Origin of the sequence: Saccharopolyspora sp. NPDC050642, from assembly GCF_040654735.1 — a bacterium.
GTDB classification, from domain to species: Bacteria; Actinomycetota; Actinomycetes; order Mycobacteriales; family Pseudonocardiaceae; genus Saccharopolyspora; species Saccharopolyspora elongata.
Genome location: NZ_JBFAIN010000045.1, coordinates 6962 through 23390, shown reverse-complemented (window position 1 = coordinate 23390; position 16429 = coordinate 6962). Strand labels below are relative to the sequence as shown.

Below are 16429 nucleotides of genomic sequence, written 5' to 3'. Positions count from 1 at the left end.
AGTGTGCGCATTCGTGCGGCGTTTCCCCAAGAGAGCTGAAGCTCTTTCGGGGAAACGCCGTTTTCGTTTTCGTCGACGGGTGGATCTACGCAGCCGGGGGGAGCAGATCCGGGGATTCCAAACGATCAGCAACCCGGCGGACACTGTGTGCGTCCCAGTGATTACCGCCGAAAACGGCGCGCCGATACGAGGGGGTGTGTCATGGCTGATCTGGCCATGTTGGCGTTGTCCCTGATCGCGGTCGCTGCGGTGTTCGTTTCGCTGCGCAGGGATGACGCCGAAGTCGACGAGCAGTCGGAGGCCGGTGAGATCGACCGGCTGCACCGGGACACCATTCCGATCCGGAGGAGGCCACAACTGCGATGAGTGCAAGGCGTCTCAACGGCCCGCGGGCGGCGAGCGGATCGAATCCACTCCCCGCCCGCGAGCTTTTTGCGCGACGCCAAGCCCTTTTCCGAGATCAGCCGAGCACGCCGGACAGCCGGTCCAGCTCGTCCAGCAGGCTCCGGACGCCGGACTCGAGGCTGCGCATCCCCGCCGGCTCCGGCGCCGGCGTGCCCTGGCAGGTCAGGTCGCGCCCGGGCACCACGCCGTCGAGCAGGTACGCCGTGGTCGCGTCGTCGACGCAGGCGTTGCCGATGCCGAAGACCCCGTGGTCCCCTTCGCCGCGGACGCTGATCATCCGCGAGCCCTGGAACTTCCGGTGCGCGACCTCCGCGCCTTCCCACGCGGTCGCCGGGTCGTTCTCCGACTGGAGCATCAGCACCGGCGGGAGGCCCTTGCCCGTGATCTTCGGCAGGTTCACCTCCGGGCGCTCCCAGAACAGGCACGGCTGCACGATCGAGTTGTAGCCCACGGTCGGGAACAGCCGCCCCTCCACACCGGACCGCGCCACCACCGACTCGGGGGAGCCCCGGAACTCCGTGTCGTTGCAGCGGATCGAGTACAACGTCGCCGCCATGCTGTCGTTCGGATCGGCCTGCATCGGCATGGCGCGGGCCCGCGCCTGCGCGAGCACCGGGGCGGCCTCGCCCGCGCTCTCCCGCAGCGCCGCGAGCGTGCCGCCCAGCTTCGGGAACGCGAACTTCGAGTACATGCTGTACACCACCAGGGCGTCGAGCGCGGCGTGGTCGACCGGCGGGCCGTCCGGCGACGGCAGCGGATCCGCCTTCAGCGCCGCGCGCAGTTCGTCCACAGTGGCCTGGACCTGCTGCGGATCGGCGCCCAGGTGGTAGGTCGCGTCGTGCGCGGCCAGCCAGGGCAGCGCGTCCTCGCGCCAGCGGCGCTCGAAGGCCATCGGCTGCCAGCCGAAGACCTCCTGCCAGCTGCCGGTGAACTCGGTGTTCGAGTCGAGCACCACCTTGTCCACCGACTGCGGGAAGTAGGTGGCCAGGTAGGCGCCGAGCCAGGTGCCGCCCGAGACGCCGTACCAGTTGATCTTCTCGCGCTGCTCGACCTGGCGGAGCAGGTCGAAGTCGGCCACCGTCTGCTCGGTGGTGACGTAGCGGCCGAGCTCGCCGCTGTGCTCCTGGCAGTCGGCGGCGAGCTGCCGGGTCATGTCCATCAGCGCCCTGATGCTCTCCGGGCTGCGATCCCGGACGTCCATCCCGAGCCCCGCCTCCCGCGGTCCACAGGAGACAGTGCTGCTGTTCCCGGTGCCGCGCACGTCGATGCCGTAGACGTCGAAGGCGTCCATCACTTCGGGAATGCCCATGGTGAGCATCGCCAGCGGCATGCCGAGGCCCGCGCCGCCGGGGCCGCCGGGGTTGGTGAACAGTGCGCGGTCGCTGGGGCCGTCTGCGGGCGACAGCCTGGTGACCGCGATGCTGATTTCCTTGCCGTTGTCCGGGTTGTGCCAGTCCATCGGCGCGGTCATGGTGCCGCACTGGAGGCGCTCGGATCCCGGCGGCAGGTCCGGCGGGAGTTCGGGCGGGAAGCACGGTGCCCACTGGATCCGCTGTTCCGCGAATTTCGCCGGCACCTCGAACGGCGGCTGGGGTGGCGCCTGCTGGGCGAGGGCGGGCTGGGCGGCGACCAGCAGCACCCCCAGGGCTGCGGTAACCCCTAACGCGCGCAAGGATTTTCGCATCGGATCCCCTCTCACGTTGCGTTCACTTAAAGCTGCAAGATCATTCGATCAGGTGAACACAACAGCGAGGTACTGCCGCTTGTCGAAACTATCCGTGACAAATGTCAGGAGCTTTCGGCCGCCGGAACGCAATTTCTCGATCGAGAAATGTACGTTCACCCCGATGAACGTCGATTTCTCGGGAAATCGCACCCCGACTTCAAAAAGTGATCCAGGTCACCTGGAACTCGGGGGTCGTCGCGGACAGGACTGGGCGTGGGAGAGACATTGCGCAGCCGGGTGCGGGCCGGGGATCCGGCCGCATTCGCGCGGCTATTCGACGAACACGCCCGGGCCGTCTTCCGCCACGCCGCCCGGCTCACCGACCACGCCACCGCCGAGGACATCACCCAGCTGACGTTCCTGGAGGCCTGGCGGATCCGGGACCGGGTGCACGCCGACGGCGAATCGCTGCTGCCGTGGCTGCTCGGCATCGCCACCAACGTCCAGCGCAACGTCTCCCGCGCGGCGCGGCGGCACCAGGCCGCGCTGGCCCGGACCCGGCCGCAGGACACCGTCCCGGACTTCGCCGACGACGTGGCGGGCCGGATGGACGACGCCGAACGCGTCGCGGCCGCGCGACGCGCGCTGGCCAAGCTCCGCCGCGGCGAACGCGAGGTCTTCACGCTGTGCGTCTGGTCCGGCCTGGACTACGCGGCCGCTGCGGAAGCCCTCGGCGTCCCGGTCGGGACGGTGCGCTCCCGGCTGTCGCGCGCCCGTGCGCGGCTGCAGAAGCTCGCCGACGCCGAAATGCAGAACCTGCGCGTGGCGGCGGAACCCGCGACCGCAGCCGGACAGGAAGGGGGTGGACGCCCGATGGCGTCCCGTTCGCCGCAAGGGAGGAACCGATGAAGGCCATGCGACGCGGGTCGCGCGAAGAGGTCGACCGCGCCGAACTCGCTCACCTGCTGCCATCCCCGGCCGAGCCCGAGCTGTCCGGCGAGCGGTTCACCGTCCTCAGGGAGAACCTCATGCAGGAGATCCACCAGCAGCCCCGGACCCACGCCCGCCCGGCGCGGAGCAGGCGGTGGGCCCTGGCCGCCGTTCCGCTGACGATCGCCGCCATCACCGCCGGCGTGTTCGTGCTGCAGTCCGGTCCGAACGCCGGTCAGGCCGCAGCGGCCGAGCAACTGGGCCGGATCTCGGCGGCGGCCGCCGCGAAGCCCGAGCCCCAGGTCCGGCCCGACCAGTACGTCTACATCAAGAGCGTCGGCGCGGACTCCACCGCCGACGGCGACACCGGCGGGCCGTTCGTGCTGGGACCGGTGCAGGAGCGGGAGATCTGGTTCGCGCAGCGGCAGGTCGCTCCCGGCGCGCCCGTCGGCGCGATCCGCGAGGGCTCCGAGCCGATGTTCGAGCTGATCAAGCACGCCGACCAGACGCCCACCTACGAGGAGCTCAAGAAGCTGCCGACCGATCCCGACGCACTGCTGGCCTGGGCGCGCGAGAACTCCGGCAGCGGCGGTTCGAAGGACCGGCGGACGTTCGACAAGCTCGGTGACCTGATCCAGGAAGCCCTGCTGCCGCCGGACCTGGCCGCGGCGGTGTACCAGGCGGCGGCGAAGATCCCCGGCGTGGAGCTGGGCGGCCAGGCGCAGGACGCCGAGGGCCGCACCGGTCTGGTGGTGAGCTACCTCGACGAGGACGCCAGCATGCGCAAGCAGTGGATCTTCGACCCGCAGACCCTGGAGTACCTGGGGAAGCGGACCGTGCTCGCCGAGGACAGCAGCTTGGGCGCGGGCGGATCGCTCGTGGAGACGAAGGCCGTGCTGGAGCGGGGCGTGGTCGACGGGATCGGGCAGGTTCCGGGCGGGCGGTAGGAGCGCCGGTGGCGGCGGTTTCGCGCGAAACCGCCGCCACCCCTCACGAGATCCGTCGGGCGCGGCGCCGCTTCCGACGGCAAGGGAGTTCGGCGTCAGATGCTGGACAAAATATGTAGACCGGTCTAGTTTTTCTGCATGATGATCGAGAGCGGCAGGCCCATCGGGGCACCGGACGCAGTGGTGTTCGGTGCGACCGGCTTCATCGGCCGGTGGACGGTGCTGCACCTGCTGGACCAGGGCCGGACGGTCGCGGCCGTCCTCCGGGAGCGCGGCGGGATGAGCCGGGAGGCGGAATTGCGCGGGTGGCTGCGCGATCGCGGCGCGGCCGACGACCGGCTCGTGGTCGTCGCCGGTGACCTCACCGGTGGTCCCGGCCTGGGGCTCAGCGCGGCCGACGACGAGCGGCTCGCCGACGTGCGGGACGTGTTCAACACCGCCGCCCTCTACCGGTTCGGGCTGCAGCGCGAGGAGGCCAGGGCGGTCAACGTCGAGGGCGCCCTCAACGTGCTGCGCTGGGCCGCCGCCCGCCGCGATCTGCGCAGGCTGGTCCACGTGTCGGGCTACCGGGCTGGGCTGGACCGGCAGGCGCGGTATCCCCTCCCCGAGGCCGAACTCGCGGCGCTCTACCGGGACAAGGGCGCGTACGAGGGATCCAAGTTGGAGGCGGATGCGGCCGTGCGGGTCGTCGCCGCCCGGCTGGCGGTCCCGCTGACGGTGGTGAACCCCAGCAGCGTGATCGGCCACTCGGCCACCGGCGAGGCCGGTCAGTACATCGGCCTGGCCGAACTGGTCCGCCAGCTGTGGACCGGGCGGCTGCCCGCGCTGCCCGGAACCGCGCGCACGTTCGTCCCCGTCGTGACCGTGGACCACTTCGCGAGGTTCATGGCCGCCGTCCCCGAGCACGATCCGGAGCCCGGCGGCCGGCACTGGGTGCTCGACGCGGACACCCCGGACCTGCCCGATGTGGTCCGGATGCTCGCCGACCACCTGGGCGTGCGCGTGCCGCGGACCCGCGTGCCGGTGTCCCTGGTCCGCCGCCTCCCGACCGCGCTGACCGGGGCCGACCCGGAAACCTTGGACTTCCTGATCGAGGACCGCTACGACACCGCTTCGGCGGAGCGGGTCGCCGAGGCCGCCGGGCTCCGGCAGCCGCCCGCCGGGACCGCGCTGCGCCGCTGGGCGGACCGGCTCGTGGCGGACCGGTTCGGCGCGACTTCCGCCGCGCTCCCCGGCGGCTTCCACGACGTCGCAGGCTCCCGGACCTACCTCGCCGGCGACCGGACCTCGCCCGATTTCGTGCTCCTGCACGGGCTTCCGCTCGACGGCGAGTCCTGGCGGGGCGTGCTCGGCGAACTGGGGGACTCTCGCGCCCTGGTCGCCGATCTGCCGGGCCTCGGCCGCTCGGCCCCGACCGGGGCCACGCCGCTGGACTGGCTCGCGGACCTGCTGGCACCCGTGCGAACCCGGCCCGTGATCGTCGCCCACTCGGCGGCCACCGCGCCGGCGCTGCGCTTCGCCGCCGCGCATCCCGACCGCATCGCGGGAGTGCTCCTGGTTTCGCCCTACTTCCTCCAGGCCGAAGCCTCGAAGCTGCTCCGCGCGCTCGCCGCGCCGCTGCTCAAGCGGATCTCCGTCCAGCGCCTCACGGCTTCGCTCCTCGGCGACGCTCCGCCCGCCGAAGCCCGCCAGGCCGTTGCGAGCGCCACCGCCCAGCTGCGTCGGCCCGCCGTCGCCCGCCGCACCGCCCGCTGGCTCAGGGACGCGAACCGGCCCGAGGAACGCGCCGCCCTCCGCGCCCTGCTCGGCGACACCGCGGTCCACATCGTTGCCGGACAACAGGATCCGCTGCTCGACGACCCGGGATCGGCCACCGTCACCACCATCCCCGGCGCCGGGCACAACCCGCAGCTCACCCACCCCGCCGCGGTCGCCGCCGTCCTGCGGCGGATCGGTGCTTGACGAGTCACCCACGCGCCCGCCCCTTCCCGCGATTTCCCTTGAAATCGACGGTTCGGTTGCAACGAGCCTCGTGAGTGGCGATGGTCGTTATAGCGACCATGCGCACTCACGACCCCGGGTGCCGCACACGCATGCCGCCACCAGCACTGGCAAGGATGAAACGGCTCAATGCGAACGGATCAGTGCTTGATGGCGCCGGCGAGGTTGAAGGCGCCGCCGAGGGTTCGGCCGACGATCAGGTACAGGGCGATCGCCGGGGCCGTGTAGAGGATCGAGTAGGCCGCCAGCTGGCCGTAGGCGATCAGGCCGCCCTGGCCGAAGAAGGTGAACACGCCCACCGACGCGGGCTGCTTCGCCGGGTCCAGCAGCAGGACGAACGGCACGAAGAAGTTGCCCCACGCGGTGATGAACGTGAAGATCGCGACCACCGCCATGCCGGGCACGATCAGCGGCAGCACCACCGCGCGCAGCGCCTGCATCGCCGACGCGCCGTCCACCCACGCCGCCTCCTCCAGCTCGATCGGGACGCCGTCCATGAAGTTCTTCGTCATCCAGATCGCGATCGGCAGCGACGTCGCCGCCAGGAACAGGGTGGTGCCGAACATCGAGTCGATCAGCTCCAGCCGCACGAACATGCTGTACACCGGGACCATCACCGCGGTCATCGGCAGGCCGGAGGCGAACAGCACGACGTACAGGAAGGGCCGCCGGAACCGCAGCTGGTAGCGCGACAGCGGATAGGCGCACAGCACCGCGGCGACGACCGAGATCAGCGCCGCACCGCCGCTCATCAGCAATCCGTTCCACAGTGGACGAACGCTGGTCTCCCAGTCGAGCACCTGGCCGAAGTTGTCGAGGGTGAGCGCGGCGGGCAGCTGCGCCGCCAGCGGCGCATCGGCGTCGAACGCGGCCGTGACCAGCCAGAGCAGCGGAGCCAGGAACGCCAGGGCGATGGCCGCGAGCACCAGGTTGACCACAGTGGACACCGAGCGCCGCCGGGCGGAGGTCACCGAAACCATCAGGCACCTTCCCGCCAGTTTCCCGGCTCCCTGAGGCTCTTGGCGTACACGACCGCGAAAATGCCGCCGATCAGCAGCAGCACCAGGGAGATCGCGGCGCCGTAGCCGATCTCGTCGAACTCGAACGCCGAGTCGTACATCAGCAGCGGCAGCGTCTGCGTCGCGGCGCCCGGGCCGCCGGCGGTCAGCACGTAGATCATCGTGAACAACCCGATCGTCTGCAGCGTGATGAGCATCAGGTTGGTCAGCACCGAACGCCGGATGATCGGCAGCGTGACGTGCCAGAACCGGCGGAACACCCCGGCGCCGTCGACCTCCGCGGCCTCCACCAGATCGGTCGGCACCTCCGACAGCGACGCCTGGTACACCAGCATCGAGAACGCGGTGCCCCGCCAGACGTTGCCCAGGATCACCGCCACCATCGGCGCGCTGTAGAGCCAGTCCTGCGCGCCGAGCCCGAGGCCGGTGAGCAGCCGGTTCAGCGTGCCGTCGGCGTTCAGGAACGCGTACACGGCGAAGGCCGCGACGAGCTCCGGCAGCACCCACGCCGACACCACGACCGTGCCGACCGCGCTGCGCACCCAACGGCTCCGGTGCTGCGTCAGCACGGCGATGAACATGCCCAGGCAGTTCTGCCCGATGACCGCCGAGCCCACCGTGAAGACCACCGTCAGCCAGGCCGAATGCCACAGCGCCGGATCGGTGAGCAGCCGCCGGAAGTTCTCCAGCCCGACGAACTCCGGCGCGGTCGCCGCGGCCCCGGTCAAAGCCGCGTTGGTGAGCGAGACGTAGCCGCTCCACAGGATCGGACCGGCGACGAACAGGCCGAGCAACAGCAGCGCGGGTGCCATCGGCACCAGCCAGCGCCCCACCCGCGCCGCCATCAGCCCGGCCGGGTGTTCGCCGGCTGCACGATCCGCGACACCTGCTCCGACCAGCGATCGGCGACCTCGGCGGGCGGCTTGCCCGCCACCACGTCGAGCACCGACTGCTGGATCGCCTCGGAGACCTTCGGGTACTCCGGCAGCGCGGGCCGGTAGTGCGTGTTGTCCAGCAGGCCGATCCAGAACGGGTTGAGCGGGTTGGCGCCGACCACCCGCGGATCGGCGGCGGCGTCCGCGCGGGCCGGCAGGTTGCCGCTGGCCGCCGCGTAGGCCACGACGTTGTCCTTGGTCATCGCCTGCTTGATGAACTCGAACGCGTCGTCCTGCTTGCCGCTGGACGAGCTGATCGCCAGCGTCCAGCCGCCGGAGAGGGTGACCGTGCCCGGCGGCTGCCCGTGCTGGGTGGGCATCGGCGTCGCCGCCATCGTCCGGCTCCAGTCCTGCCAGCCGGAATCCACCCAGTTCCCGGAGGCGAAGCTGCCGTCCAGCCGGATCGCGACCTTGCCCTCGCGGGTCAGGTCATCGCGGAACACCTTGTCGTACTGGGCGTCGGCGATCTGCGCTCCGCTCTGCGTCAGGCCCTCGGCCAACGCGGTGGACAGGAAGCCCATCGCATCGGCGAAACCGCTGCTCGGCGCGATCCACTTCTGCTGCCGGTCGTCGTAGAGGGTGCCGGTTTCGGTGCCGTACAACAGCATTTCGACGGTCTGCATGCTCACCGACTCGCCCTCGGCCTTGCCCAGCGCGAGGTCCAGGGCGATGACGTCCGGGCGGCGCTGCTCGACCTGCCGGGCGGCGGCGAGGACGTCGTCCCAGGTCCGGGGCCGCCACTCGGCGGGCAACCCGACCTCGGCGAACAGCTCGCGGTTGTACCAGAGGCCGCGGGTATCGGTGTCCAGCGGAACGCCGTAGGTCTTGCCGTCCTGCGCCCGGCCCGCCTGCTTGGTGGTGTCGATGTAGTTGTCCCAGTCGGGCCACTGCGCCAGCCGGTCGTCCAGCGGCGCCAGGTATCCGGCCGCGACGTCGGAGTTCACGTTGAAGCTGTCCTCGTAGAGCACGTCCGGCGCGGTGGACGGCGAGCGCATCCGCAGCTGCAGCTTCGACAGGTACTCGCTCTCCGGCGCGACCACCGGATCCAGCTTCACGACCTTGCCCGGATGCGCCTGCTCGTACTGCTGCTTGACCCGCTGCATCCACTGGTCGACCTGCAACGTGTTGCCGTACCGGTGGTAGGCCACGCTGATCGTGTTCGGGTCGTCGGCCGCGCCGCCGCACGCGGCCAGCACGACGAGCAGGGTGGTGGTGATGAACGCGGACATCGCCCTGTTCCGACGCATCGCGGCCTCCCGCCGACAGTGGTTGCGCCTGACCTGAGATCCGGATCACACTCTTGGGCAAGATAATTCCATTCGATGGAACAAGTCAACGATCTTGCTGCCCCAGACGAGGAGCGTCGATGGCGAAAGCGTCCTGGCAGGGCACGAATCTGCCGCGGGTGGGCGGGTTCAACCGGGCGGTCGTGCTCGACGCGATCCGGCAGCACGGCGAGGTCAGCCGCGTGGAGCTGGCGCGGCGCACCGGGCTGACCGCGCAGACGATGTCCAACATCGTGCGCGCGCTGATCGACGACGGACTGGTCACCGAGAACGGCCACGCGCCGTCCACCGGAGGAAAGCGCCGGGTACTGCTGAAGGTCGTGCCGGACGCGTACTCGGCGGTCGGCCTGCACCTCGATCCGGAGCGGATCACCGGCGTCCTGCTGGACCTGGCGGGCGGCGTGCGGATGCGCAGCCGCCGCCGCGTGCCCGACGACGCCTCGCCCGAGGCGGTCGGGGCGGCGCTGGCCCGCACCTTCCACCAGCTGGTGCGGCGTTCCGGCATCGCCGACGGCCGGGTGCTCGGCGTCGGACTGGCGGTGCCCGGTCCGCTGGACGCGGCGAACCGGCGGGTGCTCGGGCCGCCGAACCTGGCCGGGTGGGCGGATGTTCCGCTCGCCGACATCGTCGAGGGCCGCGCCGGGCTGCCGGTGGTGATGGACAACGACGCGACGGCCGCGGCGATCGGCGAGCGGTGGGCCGGCCGCGCGGACCGCGCGGGCTCGTTCGTCTACGTCTACCTGGGTTCCGGGGTCGGCATCGGCGTGGTGCTGGGCGATCAGGTGCATCGCGGGGTCAGCAACAACGCCGGCGAGATCGGCCACGTGCACAGCGGCGGCGGGCGCGAATGCCATTGCGGCAGAAAGGGATGCCTGGAGGCGTACTGCTCGATGCGCGCGATCGTCGCCGACTGGCGGGCGGCGACCCGGGAGGAGCCGAACGGGGAACCGGTCGCGGCGACCTACGAGCGCCTGTGCCGCTCGGCGGCCGACGGTGACGCCACGGCGACCCGGGTGCTGCGCGTGGCGGCAACCCGGTTGGGCCAGGCGTTGGCATCGGTGGTGAGCGTGCTGGACGTCGACCGCGTGGTGCTCGGCGGGCCCGCGCTCCGGCACGTGGCGGATCTGGTGCGGGCCCGCGTGGCGAAGGTGGTCGACGCGCAGGTGTGGGCGCCGAAGGTGCGGCCGGTGCGCGTCGAGACGGCGCTGATCGGCGACGACGCCGGAGCGGTGGGCGCGGCGTCGCTGGTGCTCGACCACGCCTATTCGCCGCGCCTGACCACCCTCCTCGGCTCCTGACCGACCCCCGGACCCAGCGGCGAACCACTTGACGCCCGCAATTTCAATGGAAATCGGACCTTCAATTTCAATGGAACTTGCGGACCGTCGGCGTGTCGCACCCCGACACGCCGACGCTTGTGGACAACTCTCGCAACTTCAATGGAAATCGGAGCTCTGATTTCCAACTAGAACTTCTTGAACATGTCGCCGTACTGGTTGTCCCAGACCGACTGCTTCTTGGTGCCCGGGTAGCAGTGGTAGCTCACGTCGTTGGAACCGCCGCTGAAGTTGCCCGACACCTGGTAGCGGACGCCATCGACGCTCTGCGCCGGATTGGCGCCCTCGTAGATCGATCCGTCCGGGCGCCTGAAGCCGTCGTGGCTGATTTTCTCGAGATTCTTGTACGCCGCGTCGTCCTTCCTCGCGGCCTCCTGGTAGCGGTCGTTCGCAGCCTTGTACTCGGCGTAGGACTTCTCGCCCTTCCGGAGGTCCTCCCAGGCCTGATCCCGCTCCCGCTTCGCCTCGAAGCGAGCGTCGGCGGTGCCCCCGTCCTTGTAGGCCTCCAGCTTCTCCTGGCGCTTGAGGTCCGCGATCTCCGCGGCGTTCTTGCCGAAGTAGTCCTTGTGCGCCTGATCGCCGACGTTCTCCGGGAACTTGTTGGCGCCGGAGTTGCTGACGTTCTTGTTGTCCATCCCGGTGATGTGGGTGGTCTGGTGCTTGTTCTGGTGGGCTTCGACCTCGACGTTGTACTTCTTGCCGTTCACGTCGTACGTCCCCACGGGCTTCTGCTCGAGCGCCTTGGGCTCCGGCCGGTCCGTGTTGCTGCCGCCCTGGTTCGAAGGGCCTTGCCCGTTGTTCCCGGTCTCCGGCGTGTTCGGGGCCCCGTGCTTGCGCCCGGTCTTGTCCTTCGACCCCGCGGTGGCCCCCTGGCCCTGCCCGCCCTTCCCGCCGCCGCCCTTCTTCGGCATCAGCCCCAGCGGGTCCTTGGCGCTGTGCGGGTTGCCGACGTAGGCGACGGGGTTCGGGGCCGGGGCGAGTCCCAGCGGGTCCTGGCTGAGGTAACGACCGGTGGCCGGGTTGTAGTAGCGGTAGACGTTGTAGTTCAGACCGCTTTCGCGGTCGGCGTACTGGCCGGGGAACCGCAGCGGCGTGCCGGCGGCGGCCGGCGGAGCAGGCAATTCCCTGCCCCACAGGCTGTTCCGGCCGTGCCAGGTGAGCATTCCGCTGGGATCGACCAGATCGGTCGCCGTCCCCACCTGGTCGGTGATGACCGAGTGGAACCGCTCCTGCGCACCCGCGCCGCGCTCGAGCTGGGCGACGGGCGCGTCGTCGTCCGGATGATGCGCCCAGGTCGTCACCGTGCGGCGGCCGCCGGCGTCGGTGTGCACCTGCTCGATCAGCGTCCCGCCGTCCCAGACGAAGTCGGTCTGCTCGGCCACCGTGGACAGGTCGGGAGCGAGTCGCTGCTTGGCGATCCGCCGGCCGACCGGGTCGTACCGGTACCGCCAGATGACGCCCTCCGGGGTCGTCACCGCGACCAGCCGGTCGTAGGAATCCCACGCATAGCGCCAATTCCGGCCGGTGTTGTCGGCGCGGAGGACCAGCCTGCCCTGCGCGTCGTGCTGGAAGGTGACCGCCCCCGCGGCGATCAGGCTGTTGCCCGCATAGCGCCGCGGACCGGTCTCGGCATCGTTGAGGCCGTTGGACGCGACGACGTTCCCCGACCCGTCATACCGGTAGCTCTCCCGCCGGTCCGGTGCGATGACTTCGACCACCCGGCCGGACGGGTCGATCTGGTAGCGAATGCTCCCGGAGAGCCCGTCGTCGGTGCCGATCAGCTTGCCGTCGGGTCGGTAGACGAACCGTCGCCGCAGCACTTGCTGGCCCGAGCGTCCCGTGACCGCCTGCGAGGTGAGCCGCTGCTCGCCGTCGTACGACTGCACCAGGGTCACCGCGCCGTCGATCGAGCGGTTGATCTGCTGACCGGCGGCGTCGTAGCCGAAGTTCAGCGAATGCCCGGCGAAGGACAGGCCGGTCGCCCGGCCGGCGGCGTCGTAGTTCCAGGCACTGGCCACCCCGGACGGCGTCTGCCGCCGGATCACGCCGTTCTCGCTGTCGTAGGCGAACGTGACCGACCGGCCGTTGATGGTCTCCGCGGTGATGCGTCCCTGGTCGTCCCGCTCGAACTCGAGGACGGCGTCGTCGTTGGTCGCCCGGATCAGGTGGCCGACGGGTGAATAGGCGTACTTGGTGACGCCCGAGGGAGCCCGCCACTCGACCAGGTTGCCGAGCGCGTCGTAGACGTATTCGGTCTCCTCGCCCGCGCCGTTGACCGAGCGCACGAGCTGTCCCGCCGGGTCGTAGGCGTAGCGCAGCACCCGGCCGTCGAAGTCGTGCTCCTCGACCACCCTGCCCGCGAGGTCGTAGACGTAGCGCCAGGTCTGGCCCTGCGGATTGGTGACGGAGGTCAGCCTCCGCTCGGTGTCGAAGGTGCGCGTGGTGCGCGCCCCGGTCTGGTCGACGCTGGCCAGCTCGACCTCGAACGGGCCGTACTCGGTGGCGGTCACCCCGCCGATCTCGTCGACCTGCGCGATCTGGTTGCCCTCGGGGTCGTAGCGCCACTGCACCCTGTTGCCCAACGAGTCGACGCGCCAGGAACGACGGCCTTCCACGGTCCAGCCGAGCTGGATCCGCCCGCCACCCGGCGTCGTCGTCTCCCGGGGGCGTCCGAACAGGTCCAGCAGCCGGGGATCGGGCTCGGTGAGTTCCGGTTCGGTGGTCTCGGCGCGTCCGGATCGGATGCTCTCGACGCTGAGTCGCGGTGCTACGCCGACCTTTCCGCTGAACGGGTCCAACGCCTCGCCGTCGTAGGCACGCGCCCAGGTGCGCTCACCGTCCTTCACCTCGATCGAGGAGACGGTGCCGTCGTCGGCGAGGTTCAGCCGGACGGTGCTTCCGTCCGGGCGCGTGATCCACCGCGGCTTGCCCAGGCTGTCGTACTGGTAGTACGTGGTCCGGCCCAGCGGATCGGTCCGGTCGAGCAACCGGTCGTAGCGATCCCACGTCGACAGCGTGGTGTTGCCGAGCGCGTCGGACTCCCGCACGAGCTGCTTCGCGTCGTTGAACTCGAATTCCTTGACGCCGCCCAGGGAATCGGTGTACCGGGTGATCGACCCGTCGTAGGTGAAGGTGGAGTCGAAGAAGCCCTTGTCGCCCACCGTCCGGACGCAACGGCCGTGCTCGTCGTAGATGTAGCGGAACCAGAACCCGTTGCGGTCCTGCCACTCCGTCAGCCTGCCCGCGCCGTCGTACTGGAACAGCAGCGCCTTGCCCGAGGAGTTGACCACCTCGGCCAGGCGGCCCTTGGCGTCGTAGCCGTACCGCATCACCAGCACGTCGAGGTCGCGTTCCGGGTCGACCACGCGGAGCGCGGTGATTCGCTCCTGCTCGCTGTCGATCTCCACCCGGTACCCGTCGGAATGCTGGATCGCCTTGGGCGGGCCGAACCGGCGGTGCTCGACGTCGAGCCGGCGACCGTCCTCGTCCTCGACCGACAGCAACGGCAGCACCGGGTCGCGCCCGGTCGGCGAGCCGAATCGGAGGATCTGGTTCAGCTGCGTGTTCTCCAGGCTGTAGCCGCCGTCCTCGTCCAGGTGCAACGGCCACCGCGGGCCTTCGACCGGCAGCGCCGGGGCTTCCGCCGACGGCAGCGGGTAGACCAGGATCATCCCGTCCGGGGAGAAGTAGCAGACGTTCTCCGCGTCGACCTCCAGCCGCTGGTCCAGCGTCGAGGCCCACGACTGGCCGAACCACCGCCCCGCCCGGTACGACGAGACGTACATCCGCTGCAGCACCAGGCTCAGCGGGCCCTGGATCTCCAGGTCCTTCTCGGTCATCACCATGTGACCGGTGGCGAGGTCGACCGGCTCGGAGCCCCCGGTGCAGATGTCCTCACCCTTGACCGACCGGTCCCTGGGGTTGTCCGGCTTGTTGCTGGAACCATCCGGCTTGTTGTTCGACCGCGTCGAAGCAGGGGAGTTGCCGCTCGGCGTCGGGCCCGTTTCCGGCCCCGACCTCGTTGGCGGGCCGTCGTTCGGAGACTTCGACGGCGGGCCGTCGGGGCTGTTCTTCGTCGGCGGGCCGTCGCTGGACGTCGATGACGTCGAGGCCGGGCCGTCGTTCGGCGACGACTTGGGGGGCGGGCCGTCGGGGCTGTTCTTCGTCGGCGGACCGTCGCTGGACGTCGACTTGGTCGACGCCGGGCCCTTCGGGGTCGGGGCCGAACCGTCGCCGGACTTGATCTTCTTCAGGGCGTCCTTGGCGTCGCCGAAGGAGGAGCCGAGCTTCTTCAGCATCGGGGCCAGGGCCTTGATCGCCTTGACCAGCTTCGTGGTGATGTCGGCGATGCGGGCGGCGACCTTGGCGACCTCCGCGACCACCTGCGGCACCACCCAGGCCATCGCGATGCCCAGCGTGGCCAGCACCTGCAACGCCCAGCTCACCAGGTGGCCGACGAGCTCGGCGATGATGTCGCGCACCAGCGTCCGCACCGCCGCGACGACCTCGCCCGCCGTGCCGATGCCGCTCGACGCGCCGTCGGCCGCCGCCTGCGCGGCCGCGATCAGGTTGGCGGTGTCCTCGCTGCGCTTCCGGTAGGCATCACCGGCCTCGCCGATCCAGCTCCCCGTGTCGTTGTTGACCAGGTTGGTCATCTCGGTGCCGATCTCGCCCAGCTCCGCCGAGATGTTCTTCCACGTCTCCGAGTGCGCCTTGATCTCGTCCGGATCGCCGGTAAGGGCGTCCAGCGCGTCCGAGACCGGGCCGACGTGCTCCATCAGCCAGCCCACGCCGGCAGCGAGGATCGAGCCGAACGGATCCATCGCCATGCCCAGCGCGTCCAGGCCGGTGCTCACCGCCCCCATGACGCCCGACGCCCAGTCCCCGGACTCGATCGCCTTCTTCGTGTCGTTGACCGACTCCAGGATCGGCACACCGCTGAACGACTGCGTCGAGTCCTCACGCTGGGCAACCAACGGATTCGTCACGACATCACCCCAGGTAACAGGAAACGGGAAGGAAAGGGCGGGAGGTCAGTCCCGCAGCGGATCGAAGTCGGGGCCGAACTCGTCGTCGTCCTCGAAGCGGGGCCGCTTCGGCGGCGCGGCGGGCGGCGTCGGCCCGGCCGCCGGCGGTGCGGGCGGTGCGGGCGGCGGCTTCGGGGCTTCCTCGTCGTCCGGGAGCGCCCACTTCGACGAGGCTTCCGACGGTTCGGGTTCCGGGTCCTCGGGCTGCTCGGGGAACCGTTCGCGCAGGTTGTCCAGCATCATCGCGCGCGTCTGCAGGTCCTCGTCGCCGAGGTGGGCGGCCATCGTCTCGCCGACCTTGCTCGCGATGTCGGACTGCGCCCGGTGCATCGTGGACAGGATCTGCGCGGCCAGCTCGGACGGCGCCATCGTGCGGACCTTGTCGGTGAACTCCAGGTCCGTCACGCTGCCGTCGGCGCGGACCGTCACCTTGATGCGGCCGTCCGGGCTGGCGGCGGTCAGCCGCAGCTGCTCGGTCTGCTGCTGCACTTCCTGGTAACGCCGCGCCTTGTCGGCGAAGCCCTGCGCCCACTGCTGGATCCGCTGCTCGGCCTCGTCGGGGTCGGACCCGATCGCGGCGAACCCGCCTCGGCTTTCGCCCGGCATCGCACTACCTCCAAAGAATTGCTACTCCGCGGTCTGCCTGCTGCGCTGAGCCGCCGACCACTGCGTCGGAGCGACCACCGTTCCGCCCTCAGCCACGCTGAAAACGCGTCGGCGCCTGCTGAGCAGCCGTCTCACCCTCCGGCGCGCTAAACCCTGTCGGCGCCTGCCGAGCCACCGTCTCACCCTCCGGCGCGCTAAACCCTGTCGGCGCCTGCCGAGCCACCGTCTCACCCTCCGGCGCGCTAAACCCTGTCGGCGCCTGCCGAGCCA

At 70.4% G+C, this 16429-nt stretch carries 11 protein-coding genes; 5 read left to right on the top strand and 6 right to left on the bottom strand.

Annotation, left to right across the window (positions count from 1 at the left end; all coding sequences use genetic code 11):
• The first annotated feature begins 201 nt into the window (after window positions 1–201).
• Window positions 202–366, top strand: coding sequence for a hypothetical protein (locus tag AB0H93_RS38380; protein WP_358580415.1), 165 nt, complete (start codon window positions 202–204; stop codon window positions 364–366).
• 94 nt (window positions 367–460) lie between these two features.
• Here the strand turns inward: AB0H93_RS38380 and AB0H93_RS38375 are convergent, their stop codons facing one another.
• Window positions 461–2089 carry an alpha/beta hydrolase gene (locus AB0H93_RS38375; RefSeq protein WP_358580413.1) on the bottom strand — a complete coding sequence of 543 codons (1629 nt, stop codon included), beginning with the start codon at window positions 2087–2089 and terminating at the stop codon, window positions 461–463.
• 255 nt (window positions 2090–2344) lie between these two features.
• Between AB0H93_RS38375 and AB0H93_RS38370 the strand changes: the two genes are divergently transcribed.
• From AB0H93_RS38370 to AB0H93_RS38360, 3 genes are all read left to right on the top strand, one after another.
• Window positions 2345–2980 carry an RNA polymerase sigma factor gene (locus AB0H93_RS38370; RefSeq protein ID WP_358580411.1) on the top strand — a complete coding sequence of 212 codons (636 nt, stop codon included), beginning with the start codon at window positions 2345–2347 and terminating at the stop codon, window positions 2978–2980.
• Entirely contained in the window at window positions 2977–3948 is a 972-nt protein-coding gene (locus AB0H93_RS38365; RefSeq protein WP_358580409.1) for a CU044_5270 family protein, read from the top strand. The genes AB0H93_RS38370 and AB0H93_RS38365 overlap by 4 nt, the downstream gene beginning before the upstream one ends.
• A gap of 138 nt (window positions 3949–4086) precedes the next feature.
• Window positions 4087–5910, top strand: coding sequence for an alpha/beta fold hydrolase (locus tag AB0H93_RS38360; protein ID WP_358580407.1), 1824 nt, complete (start codon window positions 4087–4089; stop codon window positions 5908–5910).
• A 179-nt stretch (window positions 5911–6089) separates the two neighbouring features.
• Here the strand turns inward: AB0H93_RS38360 and AB0H93_RS38355 are convergent, their stop codons facing one another.
• From AB0H93_RS38355 to AB0H93_RS38345, 3 genes are read right to left on the bottom strand one after another with little or no spacing between them, the layout of a single operon-like run.
• Window positions 6090–6929 carry a carbohydrate ABC transporter permease gene (locus tag AB0H93_RS38355; RefSeq protein WP_358580405.1) on the bottom strand — a complete coding sequence of 280 codons (840 nt, stop codon included), beginning with the start codon at window positions 6927–6929 and terminating at the stop codon, window positions 6090–6092.
• A complete protein-coding gene (locus tag AB0H93_RS38350) occupies window positions 6929–7801 on the bottom strand; it encodes a sugar ABC transporter permease (RefSeq protein ID WP_358580403.1) in 873 nt (290 codons plus the stop codon). The genes AB0H93_RS38355 and AB0H93_RS38350 overlap by 1 nt, the downstream gene beginning before the upstream one ends.
• Before the next feature lie 11 nt (window positions 7802–7812).
• On the bottom strand, window positions 7813–9150 hold the full coding sequence (locus tag AB0H93_RS38345; protein WP_358580401.1) for an extracellular solute-binding protein: 1338 nt from the start codon (window positions 9148–9150) through the stop codon (window positions 7813–7815).
• A gap of 119 nt (window positions 9151–9269) precedes the next feature.
• Between AB0H93_RS38345 and AB0H93_RS38340 the strand changes: the two genes are divergently transcribed.
• A complete protein-coding gene (locus AB0H93_RS38340) occupies window positions 9270–10487 on the top strand; it encodes an ROK family transcriptional regulator (protein ID WP_358580399.1) in 1218 nt (405 codons plus the stop codon).
• Window positions 10488–10654: 167 nt separating this feature from the next.
• Here AB0H93_RS38340 and AB0H93_RS38335 read toward each other — a convergent pair whose 3' ends face one another.
• On the bottom strand, window positions 10655–15514 hold the full coding sequence (locus tag AB0H93_RS38335; protein WP_358580396.1) for a DUF6531 domain-containing protein: 4860 nt from the start codon (window positions 15512–15514) through the stop codon (window positions 10655–10657).
• A 45-nt stretch (window positions 15515–15559) separates the two neighbouring features.
• A complete protein-coding gene (locus AB0H93_RS38330) occupies window positions 15560–16159 on the bottom strand; it encodes a YbaB/EbfC family nucleoid-associated protein (RefSeq protein WP_358580394.1) in 600 nt (199 codons plus the stop codon).
• Window positions 16160–16429 lie beyond the last annotated feature (270 nt).

Excerpts from the sequence above, each read along its gene's own strand:
- AB0H93_RS38380 (WP_358580415.1), top strand. The coding sequence starts at position 202 with ATGGCTGATCTGGCCATGTTGGCGTTGTCCCTGATCGCGGTCGCTGCG.
- AB0H93_RS38375 (WP_358580413.1), bottom strand. The coding sequence starts at position 2,089 with ATGCGAAAATCCTTGCGCGCGTTAGGGGTTACCGCAGCCCTGGGGGTG.
- AB0H93_RS38365 (WP_358580409.1), top strand. The coding sequence starts at position 2,977 with ATGAAGGCCATGCGACGCGGGTCGCGCGAAGAGGTCGACCGCGCCGAA.
- AB0H93_RS38360 (WP_358580407.1), top strand. The coding sequence starts at position 4,087 with ATGATGATCGAGAGCGGCAGGCCCATCGGGGCACCGGACGCAGTGGTG.
- AB0H93_RS38355 (WP_358580405.1), bottom strand. The coding sequence starts at position 6,929 with ATGGTTTCGGTGACCTCCGCCCGGCGGCGCTCGGTGTCCACTGTGGTC.
- AB0H93_RS38345 (WP_358580401.1), bottom strand. The coding sequence starts at position 9,150 with ATGCGTCGGAACAGGGCGATGTCCGCGTTCATCACCACCACCCTGCTC.
- AB0H93_RS38340 (WP_358580399.1), top strand. The coding sequence starts at position 9,270 with ATGGCGAAAGCGTCCTGGCAGGGCACGAATCTGCCGCGGGTGGGCGGG.
- AB0H93_RS38330 (WP_358580394.1), bottom strand. The coding sequence starts at position 16,159 with ATGCCGGGCGAAAGCCGAGGCGGGTTCGCCGCGATCGGGTCCGACCCC.